Source organism: Mucilaginibacter aurantiaciroseus (genome assembly GCF_024055595.1).
GTDB lineage: Bacteria > Bacteroidota > Bacteroidia > Sphingobacteriales > Sphingobacteriaceae > Mucilaginibacter > Mucilaginibacter aurantiaciroseus.
In genome coordinates, this window is record NZ_JAMXOF010000001.1 from 214,827 (window position 1) to 237,242 (window position 22,416).

Consider the following 22,416-nt stretch of genomic DNA (forward strand, 5'->3'; position numbering starts at 1 on the left):
ATTTAGGGCGTTTTTGATAATTGGAGGCGAAAATGCCAAAAATGTTACAGGCAGTTATCGGTTTTGTGTAAATTTTATGTTAATGTAATGTACATGTTACACTAAGGGGCAGCAAAAAGCCCCTGCGCTTGCGGCTTGTTAAAGCACTTAAGCACAGGGGCTGTAGTATTTTTATTGTTAAATAACGATGTTTACAATACGGCCTTTTACAACAATTACTTTTTTAGGGGTTTTGCCATCAAGGTATTTTTGCACATCGGCATTGGCTAAAATTGCAGCTTCAATATCAGCTACTTCCATAGACAACGAAAGGCTGACATTAGTTTTCATTTTTCCGTTAAAAGATACCGGGTAGCTAAATTCCTCCTCAACCAGGTAGGCCGGGTTAAATTTAGGGTATGCCGCGGTAGAGATACTGCCCGCCGGGTTACCCAGCAATACCCAAAGTTCCTCGCAAATATGCGGGGCATAGGGGGCAAGGGTAATAACCAGTTCCTGTAGGATAGCGCGTTTGTTGCACTTCAGGTCGGTAAGTTCGTTAACGGCTATCATAAAGCTGGATACGGATGTATTGAACGAGAAACGTTCAATATCCTGCTCCACCTTCTGGATGATCTTGTGAAGTGATTTTAGCTCGGCTTTAGTCGGTGCCTCGTTGCTTACGTTAAAGTTCCAGTCCGCATCATGGAATAACCTCCAGAATTTACGCAGGAACTTGAACACCCCCTCGATACCATTGGTATTCCAAGGTTTGCTTTGCTCCAGCGGACCAAGGAACATCTCGTACATACGCAAAGTATCCGCACCGTAACGGGCTATCAGATCATCCGGGTTAACCACGTTGAATTTGGACTTGGACATTTTCTCCACTTCAACGCCGCAAATGTATTTTCCGTTTTCCAGGATAAATTCCGCGTCAGCAAAATCTTCTCTCCAGGTTTTAAACTTGTTTAGGTTCAAAACTTCGTTCTCTACTATGTTTACATCAACATGTAGCGGAGAGGTTTTGTATTCTTTGATCAAACCATGCGATACAAAAGTGTTGGTTCCTTTGCCTTCGTCATCAATTAAACGATATACAAAATTACTCCGTCCCTGTATCATCCCCTGGTTGATCAACTTCTTGAAAGGTTCTTCCTCAACCACTTTGCCTATATCCTTCAAAAACTTGTTCCAGAAACGGCTGTAGAGCAAGTGACCTGTAGCATGCTCGCTGCCGCCAATGTATAAATCTACGTCCTTCCAGTATTCGATCGCTTCGCGCGATGCAAACTCTCGGTCGTTATGGGCATCCATATAGCGGTACCAATACCAGCTGCTGCCTGCCCAACCCGGCATGGTGCTAAGTTCATATTCACCCTCCGGGTGTTTCCAATCGGTCGCGCGGCCTAATGGCGGTTCGCCGCTTTCGGTTGGTAAGTATTTATCTATCTCGGGTAATAATAATGGCAAGTGTTGCTCGTCAATAAGGTATGGAAAGCCACCTTTAAAGTAAACCGGTACAGGTTCTCCCCAGTAGCGCTGGCGGCCAAAAATGGCATCGCGCATCCTAAAGTTCACTTTTGCTTTACCCAAGCCCAGTTCATCCAGTTTAGCAACTACAGCTGCGGATGCTTCTTTGTAACCCAAGCCGTTTATAAAATCGCTGTTGATGTATTTACCTTCTTTGGTTGGGTCGGCTTCTACCTCAATATTTTGGATATCGATGATCGGGATGATGGGCAAGTTAAAATGCTTCGCAAACACAAAGTCGCGCTGATCTCCCGATGGTACGGCCATAACCGCGCCTGTACCGTAACCGGCCAATACATAATCAGCTATCCAAACCGGGATCTGGGTGCCGTTAAGCGGGTTGGTTACATAGCTGCCCGTAAATGCGCCCGATACGGTTTTGGTATCGGCCATACGGTCCAATTCGCTTTTCTTTTTAGTTTGGGTAATATAGGCATCAATATCGGCCTTTTGCTCCGGCGTGGTTAGTTCGGCAACCAACTCATGCTCGGGGGCTATTACCAAAAAGCTTACACCGAAAACGGTATCAACACGGGTGGTGAAAACTTCTATGTAGGAAGCCCCCTCTAAATCTCCCCCGGTAGGAGGAACTTTCTCTAATGGAAACCTTACACTTGCGCCAACGCTTTTACCTATCCAGTTGCGCTGCATTTCTTTCAAAGGCTCTGGCCAATCAATATGGTTTAAACCTGCTAATAAACGCTGTGCGTAGGCGGTGATGCGCATACTCCACTGCATCATTTTCTTTTGCTCTACAGGGTAGCCCCCGCGCTCGCTAAAGCCATCTTTTACCTCGTCGTTAGCCAGTACGGTACCCAGTGCAGGGCACCAGTTTACGGTACTTTCGCGTAGGTAGGTTAGGCGGTATTTTAACAGTTCGGCTTGTTGTTGCTGCTCGCTAAAGGCTTTCCACTCATGGGCGGTAAAGCTTAGTATTTCTTCATCGCAAACAGCGTTGATCCCTGCCGAGCCTTTGCTTTCAAAATGCTCAACCAGGTTGGCAATGCTTTGCGCTTTATCCGCACCCTTATCATAGTAGCTATTGAATAACTGGATAAAGATCCATTGTGTCCATTTATAATAATCTGGCGAACTGGTGCGCACTTCCCTGTCCCAATCGAACGAGAAACCTATCTGGTCCAGCTGGCGGCGGTAGGTGGCAATGTTAGCCTCGGTAGTAACTGAAGGGTGCTGCCCGGTTTGTATGGCGTACTGCTCGGCCGGTAAGCCAAAGCTATCGTAACCCATTGGGTGCAACACGTTAAAACCTTTTAAACGTTTATAACGTGCAAAAATATCTGAGGCAATATAACCCAGCGGGTGGCCAACATGCAGCCCCGCGCCAGATGGGTAGGGGAACATATCCAGCACATAATACTTGGGTTTGTTGCTTGTGTTTTCGGCCTTAAAGGTTTTATGCTCGGCCCAAAACTGCTGCCACTTTTGCTCTATATCTTTAAATTGATAATCCATTTGTTTATTTACCGTATTGAGGTTGCGAAAATAGTAAAAACTGCTTTAAAATCAGCTAAACCCCCTCTAAATCTCCCCCGGTAGGGGAGACTTCACTGATCAACAGGAAGAGCTTTCAGCTCCCTCTTCTTCGGACAGGGCCGGGGAGAGGCCAAAGTTTCAATAAAGTCTATATATTATATAGGTTAACATTAAAGTTGGCAAGCCATTTTTTAAGCGTTATTTTCGACACTTAATGATACAGCGGTTTAAAGATAAAGACATGCAGGTGGTAATAGGGTGGGTACTGCGTGCCGGCGTTTTTATTTCTATGGCTGTAGTTTTTATCGGCGGTGTTATTTATTTGACACGCCATGGCCAAAGTATAGCCAACTATCACAAGTTTGTAGGCGTGCCCGATTTTATCCAGAGTCCCCGTGGTATTATTAACGGCATCATCAATTTAAGGGGGCGGGCTATTATCCAGGCAGGTATTGTGCTGCTTATTGCAACGCCCGTGGTAAGGGTGCTATTCAGCGCCGTTGGTTTCATCCTCGAAAAAGACCATCTGTATACAGCCATCACCTTCATCGTACTGCTTATTATCATTATTAGCGCCTTTAGCGGCCATGCGGGGTAATTTTCTAAAACCATTTTTGCCTTGCCCTGCTTTTATAGTATGCGCAGGCACAAGGTAAAATCAACAGCGTTACAAAGCATCGGGTACAACCGGGAACAACACATCCTCGAACTGGAGTTTAGGGATAATGGCGGCGTATGGCAATATTTTAACTTTAAGCCCGCGGCCTACAAAAAATTTATAAAAGCAGAATAGTTAGGCAACTATTTTGTTACCCGCATAAAAGGTAAATACCCCGAAGAAAAGGTGGAATATTATTGAGAAGGCTGCTGTTGCCTCATACGATTTTGCTCGTCCTCGTTACCGGTTACGTGCCGTGCAGCGTTTTTAACAGTTGTTTTACCAAAACGATAGCTAAAGTTTAGGTAAACTTTGCGGTATTCCCGCCTGTCTAACAGGTTAATATTAACATTTTGATAGTTGATGGATATCTTGTCGCGGTTCAGTTTAAAAACATCGTTCCCAACTAAACTTATCCGCCCCATTTTGTTAAAGATCTGCTTGCTGATGCCCGCGTCCATAAAACCGGCCGGCCTAAATTGTTTAATGCCATAAAAAGTAGCGGTTTCAAACTTGCCCGATAGCTGCGCCGCAAAGCCACCCGGCAAAGTAAAGGTTTGGGTAGAGGTAACTATTACATCGGCGGTGCCTTTATTAAGGTTACCGTATTGCGCGTAGGCTACATAGCGTTGGTACGATGCATCTACATCATAATTACTGGCCCACCAACTGGTGAATTTTACAGGCGAATTAATGTTAATGCCATAAGTATAAACCCTGCCCAGGTTTACATCGGCGCTCATGCTTAATTTACTGGCATCGTCCTGCCCGTAAAACGGGAATGTGGCGCCTGTTACCAAATCGGCACGGATGGAAGTAACCGTTTGGCTATTATACGTGTGGCTTAGTATAATGGTGTTATGGTATTCGGGCTTTAAGTATGGGTTGCCCGCCTGGTAGGTGTAAAGGTCAACAAAGTACAGGAACGGGTTAAGTTTATCATACCCCGGCCGGGTAATGCCCCTTGTTAAATTTACGGCAAACTCGTTTTTATCGTTATACCTGTAATTTAATATCGCCGTAGGGAAAATGTTAAAATATTGGTGAGATGGTGCCTCATAAGCGGTTGTTATGTTGGTAACTAATGATGTGCCATTGTTGTTGGTATATTCGCCACGTAAGCCACCGTCAAAATCAAACTTGCCAAATTTGGTAGTGTAGTTAATATAGGCGGCGCCAATTTTCTCGTTAAACAAAAAATGATTGCTGTAAGTAATGTTAACCGTGTATACGCCATTTACCTGGGGGCCAAATACCAGATTATTATCTGTAGTGGTATAGCTGTATTTTAAACCCGCATCAATTTTGCCCTTTGGCAAAGGGTTGGTGTACGCAAGCAAGCCACTCCAGTTTTTTATTTTTGTGGGCGATAAATTTTGCAGCAGCAATGGTTCGCGATATGCAAAGCCCTGGTTATCTGCAAACGTGTTTGTAATATATTCGTCCGAGTGGCGTTTAGAATTGCTATAAGTTGCGTTGGCTGTAATGCTCCTGCCCACCTTATCCAGTTTGGCGGTGTAGTTAAGGTTGTAATTGATGTTGCTGATGTCCCTGTCGATATTGGAATGGGCAACAATAACAGAATCGAACACGGCGTTATTATAGATTTCAAGCGTGTTGTTCTTATCAATATCGTTGTTGTTTGCAAAGCCATTGATCAAAAAACCAATACTTTGGCTTGGTGACAAGGAGAGATCGGCACCTAACCTAAAGTTATGATTAAGCGACTCGGTAATGCTTTTGTAAGTAGTGTTGTAATCGCTTTTTACCCCGGCATAATTAATGGCGCGGTCGGTATATACATCTTTCCATTGCTTATTGGCTACAACACTATAACTACCAAAAATATTATATGTTTTTGTGCGATGGTTTAAGCTTATGCCTGTGCTTCCCTTATAATATTTGCCGTAACCTGCCGATGCATTAAAGGTACCGTTAGTGCCTATGTTAGTGCCTTTTTTATAAATAATGTTGATGATACCGCCGCCGGCAGCATCATACTTGGCCGAACCTCCTTTTATTACCTCCATGCGGTCGATATTGTTGCCCTGGGTGCTTTTTAGTAGTGCGGCAAGGTCGGCGCCGGTTAGGTTGGTGGCTTTGCCATCTATCATCACCAAAGCATCCTGGCGGCCGTTAATACTCACGTTGTCGTTATTGTCTACACGCACCCCCGGCGATTGCCTCAGAATTTCTAATACCGATTGGCCGTCGGCAACGATACTGGCCGATGGGTTGATGATCATTTTACCCGGCTTTACTTCGATATAAGGCTTTTTGGCAACTATCGAAACTTCCTTCAATTCTTTATTAAGGGATGATAGTGTGATATGGGCGGTGGTGATATCAAGCCCGGCTGTAACAGAAATATTTGTGGAGTAAGCTTTTTTAAACCCAAGCCTTGTGGCAAGTATAATATACTTGCCGGGATTAACAAAATTAAAACGGAAGGTTCCGGTATTACCAACCAGGGCAGACATAGCCACAGACGAGTCTGGCAGGTTTAACAGAATAACCGTGGCCGCCTGGGCCGGTTGGTTATTTTGTATTAAAACAGTGCCGCTTATAGTTGACGTACCCGTTTGGGCGTAGCAAAAACTAAATAGACTTGAAAGGATAGCTATAAATAAGCACCCGATTTTAACCCTCATTAATATTACCTCGTAGAAATTTTTCTTATAGTGTCCACATTTTAAAGCCTTAAATATAAGAACAATTTTAAATTGGATAGGAATGTGTTGTTGTTTTTTACGGCTTTATACTATTAAATGTTGCTTTAAGTTATTAGTATAAAAGTAAATCCCTTCTATTTATTAATTTCGCCAACAGACAATTAGAATATTACATGAAGAAAATATACCTGATAGCTTTTGTTTTATTATTTGCCGCACAGCTTAAGGCGCAGGAGCCTGCCAATTACGCGGCTGTCGCCAATAAATTTAAGCAGTTTTATAACGCCAACCAGCCCGATAGCATCTTTGCTATGTTTAGCCCCGAAATGAAGGCAAGCTTACCTTTAGATAAGTTTAAGCCTACCACCGTGCAGCTAAAATCACAACTGGGTAGCCTTAAACAAATCGATTTCTTAAAATTCAGTTCGCCGCTGGCAATTTACAAGGGCACGTTTACTAACGCGGTTTTTCAGCTTAACCTGTCGCTTAACAGCCAAAGTAAAATAATAGGGTTGTTTCTTGCCCCATATGTGGAGGAAACTAAAGCCATGGCGATGGACCCATCATTAAAAGAAGCACCAATATTGCTTAAAACCTTTTCGGGGTCTATTTCAGGCACGTTAACAACACCCGTTAATGCATCAGGCAAAATACCGGTAGTGCTTATTATACCAGGATCTGGCCCTACGGACCGTGATGGCAACAGCCCCAAACTTGGCCTTAACGGCAATACCTATAAAATGCTGGCGAATGAACTTGGCAAAAATGGCATAGCCAGCCTGCGTTATGATAAACGGCTGATAGGCCAAAGCATAACCACCACCAAAGAAAAAGAACTGAAGTTTGAAGATTATGTTGACGATGCCGTAGGGTTAGTGAATTTGCTAACCGATGATCAGCGCTTCTCTAAAGTAATTGTTTTAGGGCACAGCGAGGGTTCGCTGGTGGGGATGCTGGCCATTCGCGACCAACCGGTTAAGGCGTATATATCTGTTGCGGGCGCGGGCCGTTCGGCAGATATTGTGGTAACTGAACAAATGAAAGCCTACCCAAAATTTATCCAGGATAATTTTAAAAGGATGCTGGATAGCTTGAAAAGAGGCAAATTTACCGATAATATCGACCCAAAACTTTACCCCATTGCCAGGCCGGATATACAGCCGTACCTGTTATCGTGGTTCAGGTATTCGCCAGCGCGCGAGATAAAAAAAGCTAAAATACCTGTACTGATCGTGCAGGGTACTACAGATCTGCAAGTGCCTGTTACTGATGCCGACCTGCTGAAGAAAGCAAAATCTGACGCGGTGCTGCTGCTGATCCCTAACATGAACCACATTTTAAAGGAAGCCCCGGCAGATAAAGAGCAAAACACCGCCACCTATAGCAAACCCGACCTCCCCCTAAAACCGGAGTTGGTAACCGGCATAGTGAATTTTATAAAGGGGTTGAAATAGTTCTCACGCGTCGTTGCTGCGAGGAACCGTAGCGACGTGGCAATCTTCGATAGACTCGTCTGCGGCTCAGTAAGTCGGGGATTGCCACGCTACCGCTCGCAATAACGCGCGGAGAGACTCCGCACATCTGTTACTTGCTTTTCCAAGCCCCCAGCAACCGCCTCAATAATATGATCTCTGAGGTGTGATACGATGTATGGTCGGCTGCCTGCAAGGCTTCTCGCAGTATGCTTTGTCCGTCACCATGAGGGATCCTCTCGTAAATGTCCGCGCTTTTTAGTAAGACTATAAATTCGGCCCTGTCGGTATTAATTTGTTCGATGGTTTTATCCCATGCGGCATCATCTTTTGGTTCGGCTTCTTTAGGCCAGTAATCATCGGGCCATTTTGGCGATTGATGGCTGCCGTCTTTACTAAATTCCAGCATATCCCGCTGTGCAATGCGGACATGCTCGGCCAGTTGCCAAATGCTGTAAGGCAGGTTATGCGGCTTTACACCGCGCAGTTCCTTAGGCAGATCTGCCAGGGCATCTTTTAAAGTAGCATGCGCGCCGCCGCCTTCGATCAGTTTTATTAATTCGTTTATGAGTGTTTCCTGCTGATGGACCATAATAAATGTGTTTGTTGTTTAACAAATTAGATACAGGTTTGATTTATATGGTGCAAAAGTTTTAAGTTTATGCACCAAAGTTAAATTGTACCATAGTGATCAAAAAACTACTATTAATGGCCCTTTATGTGGCTGCTTTTACCGGTTGTAAAAAGGACGGCGAAATGATGCAGGACTTGTCTTTAAAAGATGATGCCGCTTTTTTAAGATATGAAGATCACTTTTTAGAAGAGCTATGGAAAAACAACCCCGACTGGGCTACCAGCGTAGGCTACCATAAATACGACAGCCTTTTATTGATACCCAGCGCTAAAACCCGCGACCTGGCTGTTAAGTTTGCCAAAGTGCAGATAGATTCGTTAAGCCGCTACCAGCCAAATACGCTGAGCGACCTCAACAAGATAGACAGCCGCATGATGCAAAACGAGCTGGAGAAGATTCAATTTTACAACAATCAGTTAAAAGCATACGAGTGGGACCCTACATCATATAATGTTATTGGTTCTTTCGCAACCATATTAAATGAAAACTACGCGCCGTTAACTAAACGCCTGCGCAGTTTTTATCAAAAAATGGAGAACATCCCGGCGTACTATAAAGAGGCCGAAAAGCAAATTAAAAACCCGGTTGCTGAGCTTGCCTCACTGGCTATAGACCAGCACCTGGGCGGCGTTGGCGTTATAGAAAATGACTTTGCCGATTCCCTTAAAAAAACAAATATCCCTGCTGCCGAGCAAGCGTTGATGCTTAACAGGGCTAAAACAGCTGCCGCTGCGATAAAGGAATATGCTGCATGGTTAAAAGCATTAAAGAATGATAAGCCACGCAGCTTTAGGCTAGGCAAACAGTTTTACGAAACCAAGTTTAAATACGAGATCCAGGCAGAGGGCACAGCCCAGCAAACCTATAACTCGGCAGTAGAGCGTAAAAAGTTTTTGCATAAAGAGATGGCTAAATTAAGCCGTACGCTTTGGCCAAAATATTTTGGTACACAGCCTATCCCGAAAGATTCATTGGAGTTTATTGCTAAGGTGATAGATACACTTTCGGCCAAACATGTTGCCCCCGGCGATTTCCAGTCGGCAATTGAAAAGGAGATCCCTAAGCTTACCGCGTTCATCAGTAGTAAAGACATTGTAACGCTCGATCCAACAAAACCATTGGTGGTGCGTAAAGAACCCGCTTATATGGCCGGTGTTGCAGGCGCGTCTATCAGTGCGCCCGGCCCGTATGATAAAAATGGTAATACCTATTATAACGTGGGCAGCCTTGCGGGCTGGTCAAAAGAGAAGTCGGAGAGTTACCTGCGGGAGTATAACGACTATATCCTGCAGATCCTTTGCATCCACGAGGCTATCCCAGGCCATTATACACAATTGGTGTATGCCAACAAAGCGCCAAGTATGATCAAATCTATTTTTGGTAATGGTGCGATGGTAGAAGGCTGGGCGGTATTTAGCGAGCAGGAAATGATAGATGCCGGCTTTGGCGATAGCGCCCCCGAAATGCGCCTGATGTGGTACAAGTGGCACCTGCGTTCGGTATGTAATACGATATTGGATTACAGCGTGCATAGTTCCAACATGGCCAAAGAGGACGCTATTAAAATGCTAACCAAAGAGGCTTTTCAACAACAGGCCGAAGCCGAGGGCAAATGGAAGCGTGTTAGTGTAAGCAGTATACAGTTGACCAGTTATTATACGGGTTACAAAGAAATTAACGCCCTGCACGAAGAATGGAAAAAAAAGAAAGCGGATAAGTATAAGCTTAAAGAGTTTAACGAGAAATTCCTTAGCTATGGCAGCGCCCCGGTTAAATACATTAAAGAAGCTATGTTCGCGATACCAAAGGTGGATCTAAAGAACCATTAATCAGGTATTCAACGGTAATCAATCATTAGCTCCGCATTTTCTTCAAAAGGTTTTCAATAACCTTTGGGAAATGCTGGTGCTCTAACTGCTGGCCTTTAAATTTCACCATCTCCAGGTTATCGCCGGGCTCTATCTTAAAGCGCGACTGGTGGATCACCTCGCCCTCATCAAACTGGGTGTTCACAAAGTGGATGGTGATGCCAGATTCTTCTTCGCCGGCTTCCAGCACGGCTTTGTGTACGTTATCGCCATACATGCCTTTGCCACCAAATTTTGGTAACAGGGCAGGGTGCAGGTTAATGATTTTATTAGGGAACGCGTTTAGCAGGCTTGGTGGTACCAGCCATAAAAAGCCGGCCAGCACAATAATGTCTACCTGCAGGTTTTTAAGCAGGCTTATCACATCGTCGGTGTCGTAAAACTCCTGGCGGGTAAAAATGTGCGATGGGATCTCGAAGTTATCGGCACGTTGTAAAACGTAGGCCTGTGGGTTGTTGGTTAATATCAGTACAACTTCGGCATCCGCATTACGCTTAAAATGCTCCATTATCTTTTGGGCGTTAGATCCCGACCCTGAGGCAAAAATGGCAATTCTCTTTTTCAAAATAAATGGTAGCTTTTGTTACGCAAAATATAAAATTAATTCAAATTATTGGGCAACATTAGGCTTTATCCTGATAAAGCCCCAACGCCGTATGGTCCGCATGTCGGTTGAGGTAAAATAAGTTTGCAGATCGCCGGTTTCCAGCACCATCGAAAACTCGCCAAGGTTACTAATGCGCGAGTTTATAAAGGGCTGTTTGGTGCCCGCTGTTGTTACCGTAGGGTAGGTGATATCGGCAAATAAAAACAACCTCGTGTCAGACAGCGACCACCTGCCACTTACTGTGGATAATTTACAATCGAGGTTAGTATAGCTGCAGGTCATGTCGTCGTTAAATTTGAAGATCTGGGAATTGTTGCATTTCAGGGTATCTCTATTGGTTTCCTGTCCGCCTAAATATTTATACTCTATAACTGAACCTAACTCCCATTTACCGTTGGTGAATAAGCTTTGTATGCTGTCGGTTTTATCCTTTTTGCAGGAGTTAAACGTAAAGCTTAAAACCATTAATCCGACCAATAAAAAGTATAAATTTTTATTCTTCATTTATGCTACAAAGATAGTTTTTTAAGCGATTTCAAAAGCCGCTTTATTATAACTCATTATATATTAAAATATTTCGGGCGGATATAATTATACAGCGTGCCCAAGCCTGTTATATTTGCCTTATGCGCATACCCTACCAACAACTTAAAGCCGAATTTGAACGCGTGCTTACCGGCCTAAATATCAACAACAACATTGCCGGTGCTATAGCCACCGTTTTTGCCGATAACAGCCGCGACGGCGTACATAGCCATGGCCTTAACCGTTTCCCTACTTTTATCGAATATATAAAAGAAGGTTTGGTATTCCCTGATGCTGTACCAACCAAAGTAAATGCTTTTGGGGCGATAGAACAGTGGAACGGTAACCTCGCCCCCGGCATGCTGAACGCGCGGTTTTGTATGGACAGGGCCATTAGCCTTGCGAACGATAACGGCATTGGTTGTGTAGCCATTAAAAACACCAACCACTGGATGCGCGGCGGTACCTACGGCCAGCAAGCTGCAGATGCCGGTTACATTGGCCTTTGCTTTACCAATACCATAGCCAACCTGCCGCCCTGGGGGGGCACCGAACCGCGACTGGGCAACAACCCACTCATTATTGCTATACCCCGCGAAGGGGGGAATGTGGTGCTGGATATGGCTATCTCGCAATACGCATTTGGCAAACTATGGCAGTACGAGGCGCAAAACAAACCGTTACCCGTTCCCGGCGGTTACGATACCGAAGGCAATTTAACTACCGATGCCGCCGCGATAGTGGAGAGCAAACGTGCCCTGCCCATCGGTTTCTGGAAGGGTTCGGGGTTGTCATTGGTGCTCGATCTGTTGGCTACCATACTAAGCGGGGGCGATTCTACCGCGGTTATTACCCAATCGGGGCGTAAAGAAACCGGGGTATCACAAGTGTTCATCGCCATTAAAACGGATAACGAAAGGAATGCATCATTGATAGAACAGATCATTGATTACACCAAAAGCAGCGAGAGCGATACCGAGATCCTTTTCCCCGGCGAAAACATGCTGCGCACAAGGGAGCAAAGCTTAAAAGAAGGCGTTTGGGTTGATGAGATGACTTGGGAGAAGGTGAAAAATTTGTAATAAACATCCCAATTTGGGAACATTTTTATTATCTTTATATAAATTACTATTTTGAGAGTTATCGCGAAGAAAATATTACGGAATTTTTGGGGACATCATGCAGATTGCGAACAACAATTAAAGGCGTGGTTTCAGGAAGCAAGTAATAGCGAATGGAATAGCCCTAATGATATTAAAAAAGAATATCCAAGCGCAAGCATTACAGCAGATAACCGAATGGTATTTAACATAAAAGGGAATAATTATCGGCTTATTGTTAAAATACATTACGGCTATAAAATGGCTTGGATCCGATTTATTGGCACGCATGCCGAATACGATAAAATTGATGCCACAACTATTTAACCATGACTATAAAACCAATTAAAGACGAAAAAGATTATCAGCAGGCTTTAGAGCGGTTAGAGGTAATCTTCGATGCACAATATGGCTCAGAACAAGGTGATGAATTAGAAATATTAGGCATCTTGATTGAAAATTACGAAAACGAGTATTTCCCAATATCGTTCCCGGACCCGGTGGAAGCTATAAAATTCCGCATGGAACAAATGGGTTATAACCAAAGCGATCTTGCTAAAGTTATAGGTTTAAAAAGCCGGGCAAGCGAAATTTTAAATAAAAAGAGAAAATTGTCTTTGGAGATGATAAGGCTCATTCATGACAACCTGAAGATACCTACCGAAGTGTTAATACAAGCCTATTAATACCGCATATCTCCGAAATGGTTTAGCGAATAAAAATCACTTCCTACAATTCGTTTTCAATTTCAACCATAGTTTCATCAAAATCCAGAACTTGGTCAGGATTACTTATATAGTCTTGAAAGCGCTTTTTTACCAAAGAAATTTGCCCGTCTGTAATTTCTGTTGTTATATTGAAAATATTTTATTATCCATATACTTACTGGTAACGCCCTACCTTATCAACCCCTCAAACTTTTCCCAGAAACCATCTTTTGGCAATGGCGCTACAATTAATATTGGTTCGTTTTTTACGGGGTGGATGAATTGGAGGCGGCGTGCATGCAGGCAAATGCTTTTGCGCAGGCTGCCCCGGGGGTAACCATATTTATTATCGCCAACTATGGGGCAACCCAGGGTAGATAGCTGCACCCGTATCTGGTGCGGCCGGCCGGTTATGGGGTCTACTTCTATTACATAGTAGCCATCCAGTTCGCCAACAAGTTTATAGTTCAGTTCGCTGCGCTGGCTGCCGGCAACTTCTTTATCGTGGGCTTTGGTAACGTTTTTTTGCGGATTTTTGATGAGGTAATGCACCAGGTTACCGGCCTCGGGCTGCGGGCGTTTGCGCACAATGGCATAGTATGTTTTATGCATTTCGCGGCCTTTAAACATTTTGTTGATGCGCTCTAAAGCCTTGCTGGTTTTAGCGAACAAGATCACACCGCTCACGGGCCTGTCCAACCGGTGTACAACACCTAAGAAAGCCCCATTTGGCTTGTTGTATTTTTGGGCGATGTAGCGTTTCACCTTTTCATCCAGCGAGTCATCGCCGGTATCATCCACCTGCACAATATCGCCCGCGCGCTTGTTCACCGCAATAAGGTGGTTATCCTCATACAGTATATCAGCGTCGGTAATGTCTTTACTTATATAGTTAAATTCCGGTCGGGCCACTTTATGATATTAGATTTACGATTTTAGATTTACGATTGCCAGTCAAAACTCCTTTCCCTGAGACAGGACTGTGGAAAGGCATCATTTGCGCATCTGCATATCCGCACATCTGCACATCAATACTCTTCCTTCTCGTTAGGGAAACTTTTTGCTTTTACATCGCCAACATAGTGGCTTATAGCGTCGTTCATTACATCAAACAGGCTGGCGTACTGGCGTAAAAAGCGAGGTTTAAAACCTTTGTTTATGCCCAGCATATCGTGGATCACCAAAACCTGGCCATCGCAATGCTGGCCTGCGCCAATGCCTATGGTTGGTATGGTGAGGCTTTCGCTTACTTCTTTGGCAAGTTTGGCCGGGATCTTTTCTAATACAATACCAAAGCAGCCCAGTTCCTGCAATTTTAAGGCATCTTCCTTTAGCTTTTGTGCTTCGGCTTCTTCTTTAGCTCTAACCGTGTAAGTGCCAAATTTATAGATCGATTGCGGGGTTAAACCCAGGTGGCCCATTACGGGGATACCTGCGGTTAAGATCCTGGTGATAGATTCCGCGATTTCTACACCACCCTCTAACTTCACCGCGTGCGCACCCGCCTCTTTCATGATGCGGATGGCGGATGCCAAAGCTTCTTTAGAGTTACCCTGGTACGAACCGAAGGGCAGATCGACAACCACTAAAGCGCGTTTAGCGGCGCGGACCACCGACGAGGCGTGATAGATCATTTGATCCAGCGTGATAGGCAGCGTGGTTTCGTGCCCGGCCATTACGTTACTGGCCGAATCGCCCACCAGGATAATATCCATACCGGCATTATCTACAATGGCCGCCATCGAAAAATCGTAGGCTGTAAGCATGGCTATCTTCTCGCCACGGTTCTTCATTTCCTGCAAAATATGCGTGGTAATGCGTTTAACTTCCTTGTTTACCGACATGGTGTTTCTTTAGTTTTGTAGTACAAAGGTAGTTTTGAATTTGGGATTGCGAAATTTCGATTTCGGAATTTGAAATGCTGCTTAACAGATGATTTAATGTGACATAAAGTTTGTAATATTATAATCCAAAAATATGACAGCTAGACAATATAAAAAATCAATAGAAAGTGGCCAAGTTCAGCTTTCTAAAGCTCAGCAATTTTGTTATTATGGTGCTGTAATATTTTTTATATCGATGCCTATAACTGTGATTATTTATCATCTAATTTTGTTTATTAATCACGATGAACAGAATTATCATATCCAAGAGTTATTAATAGTGATTATTCCGATTATCCTTGCATTAGTATTATACAACATTCAAAAAAGCAGGTTGAAATTTCTAATTTTAAATCCGGGCTTAGGCCATGAAGAAATCTGGTTGGTAATTCATAAAATCAGAGAAGATTTTAAATGGACTACAGTTGAAGAAAGCGATAATATTTTTATCGCAAAAACCTTTCCAAGCTTTTTAGCGAATACTTGGGGAAGCCAAATGACTATATTGTTAAACGATAATGAAATGTACATTAATAGCATAAGCGACCCTAATAACAGACCTAATATTTTTGCGGGTCCAGAGAATAAAAGAAAAGTACAGGCGGTATTAGATTATTTGCAGGAAGTAAAGAAAGACAGCAAAACAAGCCATTAGGAAAAATCTAAAATCGTACATCTAAAATCGTAAATATTTTTCTACATTTGCGCCGTGAATAAAGAGGTATCTTACTTCAGCTATCCGGTTTGTTTTCACGGAGCTTCGTGCCAGAAAATCCGAATCAATAACCCTTTCAATTTTTTTGTTAAATGAATCATTTCACCAAATTACCTGCAGTTTTATTATTAGCCGACGGAACAGCCTTTTATGGCAAGGCCGCCGGGAAAATTGGTACTACCACAGGCGAAATTTGCTTTAATACCGGCATGACCGGCTACCAGGAAATTTTTACCGACCCATCTTACTTTGGGCAAATTATGGTAGCTACCAATGCGCACATTGGCAACTACGGTATCGCTAACGAAGAGGTTGAATCTGGCAATATCCAGATAGCCGGTTTGGTTTGTAAAAATTACAACATCGCTTACAGCCGCAAACAGGCCGATGAAAGCATCCAGGATTATTTCCAGGAGCAAAATATTGTGGGCATCTCTGATGTAGATACCCGCCAGATCGTTCGCCACATCCGCGATAAAGGCGCCATGAACGCTATTATCTCTTCCGAAATTTTAGACCTCGATGAGCTGAAAGCCAAACTGGCCGAAGCACCCGATATGGATGGCCTTGAACTGTCATCAAAGGTATCAACCAAAGAAACTTACACTTTTGGCAACGAGAACGCTGCCTACCGCGTAGCCGTGCTGGACCTTGGTGTGAAGAAAAACATCCTGCGCAATTTTGACGACCGCGACGTTTACGCCAAAGTTTACCCCGCAAAAACCACGTTCGAAGAAATGGAGAAAGATTTTTCTCCTTCGGGATATTTCATCTCTAACGGCCCCGGCGATCCATCGGCTATGCCATACGCTATCGATACCGTTAAAAAGATCCTGGAAACTGATAAACCATTGTTCGGTATTTGCCTTGGCCACCAGTTACTGGCTTTGGCTAACGATATCCCAACTCAAAAAATGTTTAACGGCCACCGCGGTTTAAACCACCCGGTAAAAAACGTGATCATCAACCATTGCGAAGTAACCTCGCAAAACCATGGTTTTGGTGTGGTGCAAGATGCCGTGCGCGCGTCAGACAAAGTAGAAATTACCCACGTAAACCTAAACGACCAGTCGATAGAGGGCATCCGTGTAAAAAATAAGAATGCGTTCTCGGTACAATACCACCCCGAGTCGTCGCCAGGCCCGCACGATAGCCGCTACCTGTTTGATGATTTTATAGGGATGATGAAGAAGTAAACCTGGATTAAACCGATTATTTTCGATTTATAAGATTAAGCCTTTCATTTATTTGAAAGGCTTTTTTGTTTTTCCAATCACTGGCCTAAGTTTCCAACTTAGACCCAAAATGAGTTAAGCGTTTTGTCTTCGCGGGGTCTTCTGAAAGAGACCCTGCGCCGTGTGTAAGGCAGCGCAGGGTCCACGATGTGAGACCCTGCGGCGACAAGTTGACTGTTGTCTTCGCAGGGTCTTCTGAAAGATACCTGCGCCGTGTGCAAGGCAGCGCAGGGTCCACGATGTGAGACCCTGCGGCGACATATAATTCAATCACTGGTCTAAGTTGAAAACTTAGACCAGGCTGTGAGACCCTGCTCGTATGTAGGGCAACTGGGTCCACGATTTGACACACTGCGGCGACAAAAAAAGCTTTTTTTATTTGGCCTAAACCAATAATTATTTAATACATTTAGATCAAACCTATTCCACTTGTTATGAAATTTTTTTTACCATTAGTTGTAATTGCCTGTCTTTTTGTAAGCTGTGTACAATCCCAGGATTGCCCGGAAAATATCAACAAATTACCCATGTATGGCGGCGTTAAAAAATGTCCGGAACAAATAGGTTACGATGCGAAATTTATTGCATCTACCAGTAAAGGATATCCAAATAGGAAAGATGCGGCAAAACATTTTGTAAAGCGTGGGTGGGAATATTTATACGCTCAAAAATTAGATACCTCAATGATGAGGTTTAACCAGGCGTGGTTATTGGATAGCACAAACTATCAAATTTATTGGGGTTTTGGAAATCTTTTAGGGCTTCAAAGAAAATATTCAGAGTCGCTTAAACACTTTAAAAAAGCTTTAAAACTGTATCCAAATGATGAAAAAGTTTGGCAGGATTATTCAATCAGCTTAGGAAATCTTTTTTTTGAAACTAAAGATGTTAGCTATTTAAATACTTCAATAGATGCGTTGAAAAAAGCTGTCATTATTAGTCCCCAAAATCCTCACCCATATGCACAGTTGACCGCGGCTTATACCTACTTTACTCAAAAAGACAGCGCATATAAGTACTTGAAAATTACAGATCAAATTGACCCAACAGCAATCGATCTTGAAGTTCGAAAAATGCTTGACAAATGACTGTTGTCTTCGCAGGGTCTTCTGAAAGAGACTTGCGCCGTGTGTAAGGCAGCGCAGGGTCTACGATGTGAGACCCTGCGGCGACAAGTTGACTGTTGTCTTCGCAGGGTCTTCTGAAAGAGACCCTGCGCCGTGTGCAAGGCAGCGCAGGGTCCACGATGTGAGACCCTGCGGCGGCAAAAGTCGTCGATTAGTGCTTCGTTAGCTGCGGCAGTAAGTTACCTCAAGCCTGTGGATGTTACTTTTCTTTGCCTTAGCCGCAAAGAAAGGTAACCAAAAGAAAAGGCCAAGTCAAAGCGACGCTTCTGCCCGCCCTGTCGGTTCTTAACGCTTTCTTGCCGCATGCGCGGACTTCGACGCTAAACCGCCATTTTCGCCATACACCCGGCCCGCCCGCTTTGACGTTTAGGGCCGACGCTTTTTTTAAACATTGTCATCCTGAGCGATAGCGAACGATCTATTATAGAACTTTGCTATCGACGCGGTACAGCCGCGTGTTTTTTCTTTGGTTCGTTTCTTTTTTGCGCCAAAAAAGAAATGAACATCCACAGGCTACTCAATAACTTACTGCCATTCCTAACGAAGAACTAACAGACGACAGTTCTATCAAAGACAGCCACGCTACGCTAAAGACGCGTTTGTGTTTTTGCGTAAAACAGAATTGCGATTACATCGCAATTTTAGATTCTCTTTTTCTACTTTCGTCCCAATGAAATTTACAGGCACCCCACGCATTATAATTTTCCTGGTTATACTGGCACTAAACGTAATTGCCGACCAGGCAACCAAAAGCATGATGCGCGCGCATATTGGGATTTACGACCAGTACCGTTTTTTTAACGACCATGTAACCTTGCTGCGGGTTGAAAATACCGGCGCTTTTTTAAGCCTCGGCGATAAACTGGTGCAGCCGTTCAGGTTTATTATGCTTACCCTGTTGCCTGTTATAGCTTTATTAGGGGCGTTAATTTACAGCCTCGGCAAAAAGGGCTTAAGTAACCTAATGGTTACCGGCATTATCTTTTGCATAGGCGGCGGTGTGGGTAACCTGTACGACAGGATAATAAAAGGTTCGGTTACCGATTTTGTCCACCTAAAATTCGGCCCCCTGCAAACCGGTATTTTTAACGCCGCCGATGTTTCCATCATGATAGGCCTTGGGTTGATACTGCTGGACACTTTTTTAAGAAGAAAAGAGGGGAAGAAGGGGGTAGACGAGGTAGTAGTAGAAGAGAATAGTTAAGAGACGCGATACTTTGCGTCTCCGGGCAGCGGTATTATAAACCACATATTTTACCCCTTATCAAAGCCAGTGCTAAAGCAATAACGTTCATAAGGGGTCGAAACGATTTGTATGCAGTGCGAAGGTTTTTGCGTTAGGGATAGTAGCGAAAACCCCGGAATGCAGGGCTGCTTCTACCAGGAGCCTGGAATGAGGAGTTGCAGCGTATAGCCCGGCCCGCAGGGAACGCCATTATTTGTGATTTATTGATTGATATGATTTTAGGTGGTTATTTTCTATCTGCAAATGAATTATGTACCACTGTTGTTTAGTACCAATCCAACTACTTACTTAATCAACTACTTCAGCTAATCACCTGCTTTACTTAACAAACCTCCCAACTATTCTCTACTTAACCACACTCCACTCAACACCAACCCTGTCACTTTTTCATCACATTACGGCCGTTAACACTACTTGCTTATAAAAAACGTATCTTTGCATTTAATTACCCGTTGATTTACGGTTTTGATCATTAGACACTCTTCAGATCCGCTTAATGCTTCGCGTTAGCACATATACATTACAAATAATACATGTCATTCGAAAAATTAGATTTAATTGAGCCTATTTTAAGGGCTTTAAAAACAGAGGGTTATACAACCCCAACCCCCATACAAGAACAAGCAATACCTTATATATTACAACACCGCGATTTGCTTGGCTGTGCCCAAACCGGTACAGGTAAAACCGCGGCCTTTGCTATCCCTATCCTGCAATTGTTATTTTTGGATAAGCAAAAGCACAAGGAGCAAAAATCTATTAAGGCGCTTATACTTACCCCCACCCGCGAGCTGGCTATCCAGATCAGCGAAAGTTTTACCGCTTACGGTAAAAACACAGGCCTTAAAAACCTGGTTATTTTTGGTGGTGTATCGCAAAACCCACAGGTAGACGCTTTGCGCCGTGGTGTAGATATCCTGATAGCTACCCCGGGCCGCTTGTTAGACCTGATGAACCAGCGCCACGTACACATCGACCAGATAAAAATGCTGATTCTTGATGAGGCCGACCGGATGCTGGATATGGGCTTTGTGAACGATGTTAAAAAAATTATCGCCAAAGTGCCTGCCAACAGGCAAACGCTTTTCTTTAGCGCTACCATGCCTAACGAAATTCAGCACCTGGCAGATAGCATCCTGCAAAAACCTGCAAGGGTTGAGGTTGCCCCGGTATCATCAACTGCCGATACCATTCAACAATCGTTATACTACGTAAGCAAGAACGATAAACGCCTTTTGCTTAATCATATTTTAGAGGATAAAGGCATCAAAACTGCGTTGGTATTTACCCGCACCAAGCACGGTGCAGATAAGGTGGTTAAAGACTTGCTTCGTGCCGGTATCACTGCCGAGGCTATCCACGGTAATAAGTCGCAAAACGCGCGCCAGCGTGCGTTAGCCAACTTTAAGAACCGTACTACCCGCGTGCTTATTGCTACCGATATTGCCGCCCGCGGTATTGATATCGACGATCTTACCCACGTGATCAATTACGAGATCCCTAATATCCCTGAAACATACGTACACCGTATTGGCCGTACTGGCCGTGCAGGTGCAAGCGGTATAGCCCTTACATTTTGCGATGGCGAGGAAGAAATAGATTACCTAAAAGATATTCATAAACTGATCGCTAAAGAAATCCCGGTTGAGCTGGGCCATCCCTACCCGTTAAGCTATGACGCGATGACGGCCAAGATGATGAGCAAAGCCAAGAACGGCACACCCAAGAGCCCGGCTTCGGCAGGTGGCAGGCATGGTGGCGGCAACAAGCGGGCCGGCGCAGGCGGCAGGCCATCCGGTCATCGCGGTAGCGGCGGGGCAACCAATAGTCGCGGCGGTGCCAGCGGCATGAGCGGCGCCAGCAGGTCATCATCGGGCAGAAGATAGTACCTTTTAAAGAGGTTAAAAATTGAGGGTAGCGGCCAGTCCATTTATGGGTTGTTCTCTACCCTTTTTTGGTGGTTTAGGGGCGAAAAATGGTGATTTTTTTACCTGTATTTTGCGGCAATTTTCCAATACCAGGGCAACTATTTTCCAGGTATAAAAACTTTTTTGTTAGGATGTTAATAACCATATTTGCAACCTTCAAAGAAATTAAATAGCTTTAAAGTGAAAATTGAACCCACACAAATGAGACGCCTTTTAGACCTTATCAAGAACAAATTCTTCCTGGTTACGGTGGCTTTTGTAGTGTGGATGACCTTTTTTGACAAGAACGATCTGTTCTCTCAATACGATTACCATCAGCAACTCAACAAGTTAAAGCAAGAAGAAGCCTTTTATCAATCTGAAACAGATAAGGTTAATAAAGATCTGTCTGAACTTACCTCAGATAAAGCAAAACTGGAGAAGTTCGCCCGCGAAAAGTACCTCATGAAAAAGGATGACGAAGACGTATTTGTGATCGTTCACGAGAGGGAAAAATAACTGTTATTAGACGGATATCGTCAATTAAAATCATGGTAATCAGATGATTAACTATTCTTAAACTCTTCCCAGATTTGTTTCCGGCGCACATTAATTTGTTCGTATAGGTCCTCAAAAGTAACCTGTAACGTGCTTGTGCTGATGTTTACAGGTGAGCTGTACATCCGGTAGTTCATCCGCGCTGCGCGCCTGCCAAGGGTATTACTTTGCCCTTTGATATAGTCCTCTAAATCAGCTACTTTTACTATTATATTTTTGGCGGCCAATGTCTATAACAGATAATCCTATAACGTCTACCCAGGGGATAAACCCAACTGAAAAGGCGCTCGAGTTATTTACAATGCCATTATCTTCAATATCAAAGCCGGGGTCTGCATCAAACTTTTATTGGCTATAAATAGCCCGCAAACACCCAAAAAAGCAATTGCGGCGTATCTCACAATGGTTATTAGCAAGGGTTTTTTGTGGAACATATCTGTGTGGTTTACCAACCAAATGCCGGTGGCAACAAATAGTTAGCGCCTAGTAATAATGC

At 43.9% G+C, this 22,416-nt stretch carries 21 protein-coding genes; 13 read left to right on the forward strand and 8 right to left on the reverse strand.

Features of this window, described 5'->3' with window-relative positions; genetic code table 11:
• Positions 1-177: 177 nt before the first annotated feature.
• Positions 178-2,985, reverse strand: a complete 2,808-nt coding sequence (gene leuS / locus NAF17_RS00960; protein WP_252756104.1) for a leucine--tRNA ligase — start codon at positions 2,983-2,985, stop codon at positions 178-180.
• Between the two features lie 235 nt (positions 2,986-3,220).
• Here leuS and NAF17_RS00965 point away from each other — a divergent pair, with 235 nt between their 5' ends.
• Together NAF17_RS00965 and NAF17_RS00970 are read left to right on the forward strand one after the other, a co-directional pair.
• Positions 3,221-3,604 (forward strand): DUF1634 domain-containing protein, encoded by a 384-nt coding sequence (locus NAF17_RS00965; protein WP_252756105.1) that lies wholly within the window; start codon positions 3,221-3,223, stop codon positions 3,602-3,604.
• 39 nt (positions 3,605-3,643) lie between these two features.
• Positions 3,644-3,799, forward strand: coding sequence for a KTSC domain-containing protein (locus tag NAF17_RS00970; RefSeq protein ID WP_252756106.1), 156 nt, complete (start codon positions 3,644-3,646; stop codon positions 3,797-3,799).
• A gap of 59 nt (positions 3,800-3,858) precedes the next feature.
• Here NAF17_RS00970 and NAF17_RS00975 read toward each other — a convergent pair whose 3' ends face one another.
• On the reverse strand, positions 3,859-6,315 hold the full coding sequence (locus tag NAF17_RS00975; protein ID WP_252756107.1) for a TonB-dependent receptor: 2,457 nt from the start codon (positions 6,313-6,315) through the stop codon (positions 3,859-3,861).
• A 194-nt stretch (positions 6,316-6,509) separates the two neighbouring features.
• Here NAF17_RS00975 and NAF17_RS00980 point away from each other — a divergent pair, with 194 nt between their 5' ends.
• Complete coding sequence (locus tag NAF17_RS00980) at positions 6,510-7,790, forward strand: alpha/beta fold hydrolase (RefSeq protein WP_252756108.1); 1,281 nt, start codon at positions 6,510-6,512, stop codon at positions 7,788-7,790.
• Positions 7,791-7,920: 130 nt separating this feature from the next.
• Here NAF17_RS00980 and NAF17_RS00985 read toward each other — a convergent pair whose 3' ends face one another.
• Positions 7,921-8,400: a DinB family protein gene (locus NAF17_RS00985; RefSeq protein WP_252756109.1), complete on the reverse strand. Its 480-nt coding sequence runs from the start codon at positions 8,398-8,400 to the stop codon at positions 7,921-7,923.
• A 95-nt stretch (positions 8,401-8,495) separates the two neighbouring features.
• On the opposite strand from NAF17_RS00985, the gene NAF17_RS00990 reads away from it, so the two are divergent.
• Complete coding sequence (locus tag NAF17_RS00990; RefSeq protein ID WP_252756110.1) at positions 8,496-10,271, forward strand: DUF885 domain-containing protein; 1,776 nt, start codon at positions 8,496-8,498, stop codon at positions 10,269-10,271.
• Between the two features lie 25 nt (positions 10,272-10,296).
• Here the strand turns inward: NAF17_RS00990 and purN are convergent, their stop codons facing one another.
• Entirely contained in the window at positions 10,297-10,875 is a 579-nt protein-coding gene (gene purN, locus NAF17_RS00995; protein WP_252756111.1) for a phosphoribosylglycinamide formyltransferase, read from the reverse strand.
• Positions 10,876-10,920: 45 nt separating this feature from the next.
• Entirely contained in the window at positions 10,921-11,421 is a 501-nt protein-coding gene (locus NAF17_RS01000; RefSeq protein WP_252756112.1) for a hypothetical protein, read from the reverse strand.
• Positions 11,422-11,543: 122 nt separating this feature from the next.
• Between NAF17_RS01000 and yiaK the strand changes: the two genes are divergently transcribed.
• From yiaK to NAF17_RS01015, 3 genes are read left to right on the forward strand one after another with little or no spacing between them, the layout of a single operon-like run.
• Positions 11,544-12,524, forward strand: coding sequence for a 3-dehydro-L-gulonate 2-dehydrogenase (gene yiaK, locus NAF17_RS01005; RefSeq protein ID WP_252756113.1), 981 nt, complete (start codon positions 11,544-11,546; stop codon positions 12,522-12,524).
• A 51-nt stretch (positions 12,525-12,575) separates the two neighbouring features.
• A complete protein-coding gene (locus NAF17_RS01010; RefSeq protein WP_252756114.1) occupies positions 12,576-12,869 on the forward strand; it encodes a type II toxin-antitoxin system HigB family toxin in 294 nt (97 codons plus the stop codon).
• Positions 12,870-12,871: 2 nt separating this feature from the next.
• Positions 12,872-13,228, forward strand: coding sequence for a helix-turn-helix domain-containing protein (locus NAF17_RS01015; RefSeq protein ID WP_252756115.1), 357 nt, complete (start codon positions 12,872-12,874; stop codon positions 13,226-13,228).
• A gap of 210 nt (positions 13,229-13,438) precedes the next feature.
• Here the strand turns inward: NAF17_RS01015 and NAF17_RS01020 are convergent, their stop codons facing one another.
• Both NAF17_RS01020 and panB read right to left on the reverse strand, forming a co-directional pair.
• A complete protein-coding gene (locus tag NAF17_RS01020) occupies positions 13,439-14,161 on the reverse strand; it encodes an RluA family pseudouridine synthase (RefSeq protein WP_252756116.1) in 723 nt (240 codons plus the stop codon).
• Positions 14,162-14,277: 116 nt separating this feature from the next.
• On the reverse strand, positions 14,278-15,093 hold the full coding sequence (panB, locus tag NAF17_RS01025; RefSeq protein ID WP_252756117.1) for a 3-methyl-2-oxobutanoate hydroxymethyltransferase: 816 nt from the start codon (positions 15,091-15,093) through the stop codon (positions 14,278-14,280).
• 133 nt (positions 15,094-15,226) lie between these two features.
• On the opposite strand from panB, the gene NAF17_RS01030 reads away from it, so the two are divergent.
• The 6 genes from NAF17_RS01030 to NAF17_RS01055 all read left to right on the forward strand — a co-directional run bounded on the left by NAF17_RS01030 (position 15,227) and on the right by NAF17_RS01055 (position 21,881).
• The gene (locus NAF17_RS01030) at positions 15,227-15,787 is read left to right on the forward strand and encodes a thiamine pyrophosphate-dependent enzyme (protein ID WP_252756118.1); all 561 of its coding nucleotides are present in this window, start codon (positions 15,227-15,229) and stop codon (positions 15,785-15,787) included.
• Positions 15,788-15,939: 152 nt separating this feature from the next.
• Entirely contained in the window at positions 15,940-17,043 is a 1,104-nt protein-coding gene (carA, locus tag NAF17_RS01035) for a glutamine-hydrolyzing carbamoyl-phosphate synthase small subunit (RefSeq protein ID WP_252756119.1), read from the forward strand.
• A 473-nt stretch (positions 17,044-17,516) separates the two neighbouring features.
• Positions 17,517-18,170, forward strand: coding sequence for a tetratricopeptide repeat protein (locus tag NAF17_RS01040; protein WP_252756120.1), 654 nt, complete (start codon positions 17,517-17,519; stop codon positions 18,168-18,170).
• A 709-nt stretch (positions 18,171-18,879) separates the two neighbouring features.
• Positions 18,880-19,413 carry a signal peptidase II gene (lspA, locus tag NAF17_RS01045; RefSeq protein ID WP_252756121.1) on the forward strand — a complete coding sequence of 178 codons (534 nt, stop codon included), beginning with the start codon at positions 18,880-18,882 and terminating at the stop codon, positions 19,411-19,413.
• Positions 19,414-19,988: 575 nt separating this feature from the next.
• Positions 19,989-21,341: a DEAD/DEAH box helicase gene (locus NAF17_RS01050; protein WP_252756122.1), complete on the forward strand. Its 1,353-nt coding sequence runs from the start codon at positions 19,989-19,991 to the stop codon at positions 21,339-21,341.
• 243 nt (positions 21,342-21,584) lie between these two features.
• Positions 21,585-21,881 carry an FtsB family cell division protein gene (locus tag NAF17_RS01055; RefSeq protein ID WP_252756123.1) on the forward strand — a complete coding sequence of 99 codons (297 nt, stop codon included), beginning with the start codon at positions 21,585-21,587 and terminating at the stop codon, positions 21,879-21,881.
• A 47-nt stretch (positions 21,882-21,928) separates the two neighbouring features.
• On the opposite strand, the gene NAF17_RS01060 is transcribed toward NAF17_RS01055, so the two are convergent.
• A complete protein-coding gene (locus NAF17_RS01060; RefSeq protein WP_252756124.1) occupies positions 21,929-22,147 on the reverse strand; it encodes an STM3941 family protein in 219 nt (72 codons plus the stop codon).
• Positions 22,148-22,416 lie beyond the last annotated feature (269 nt).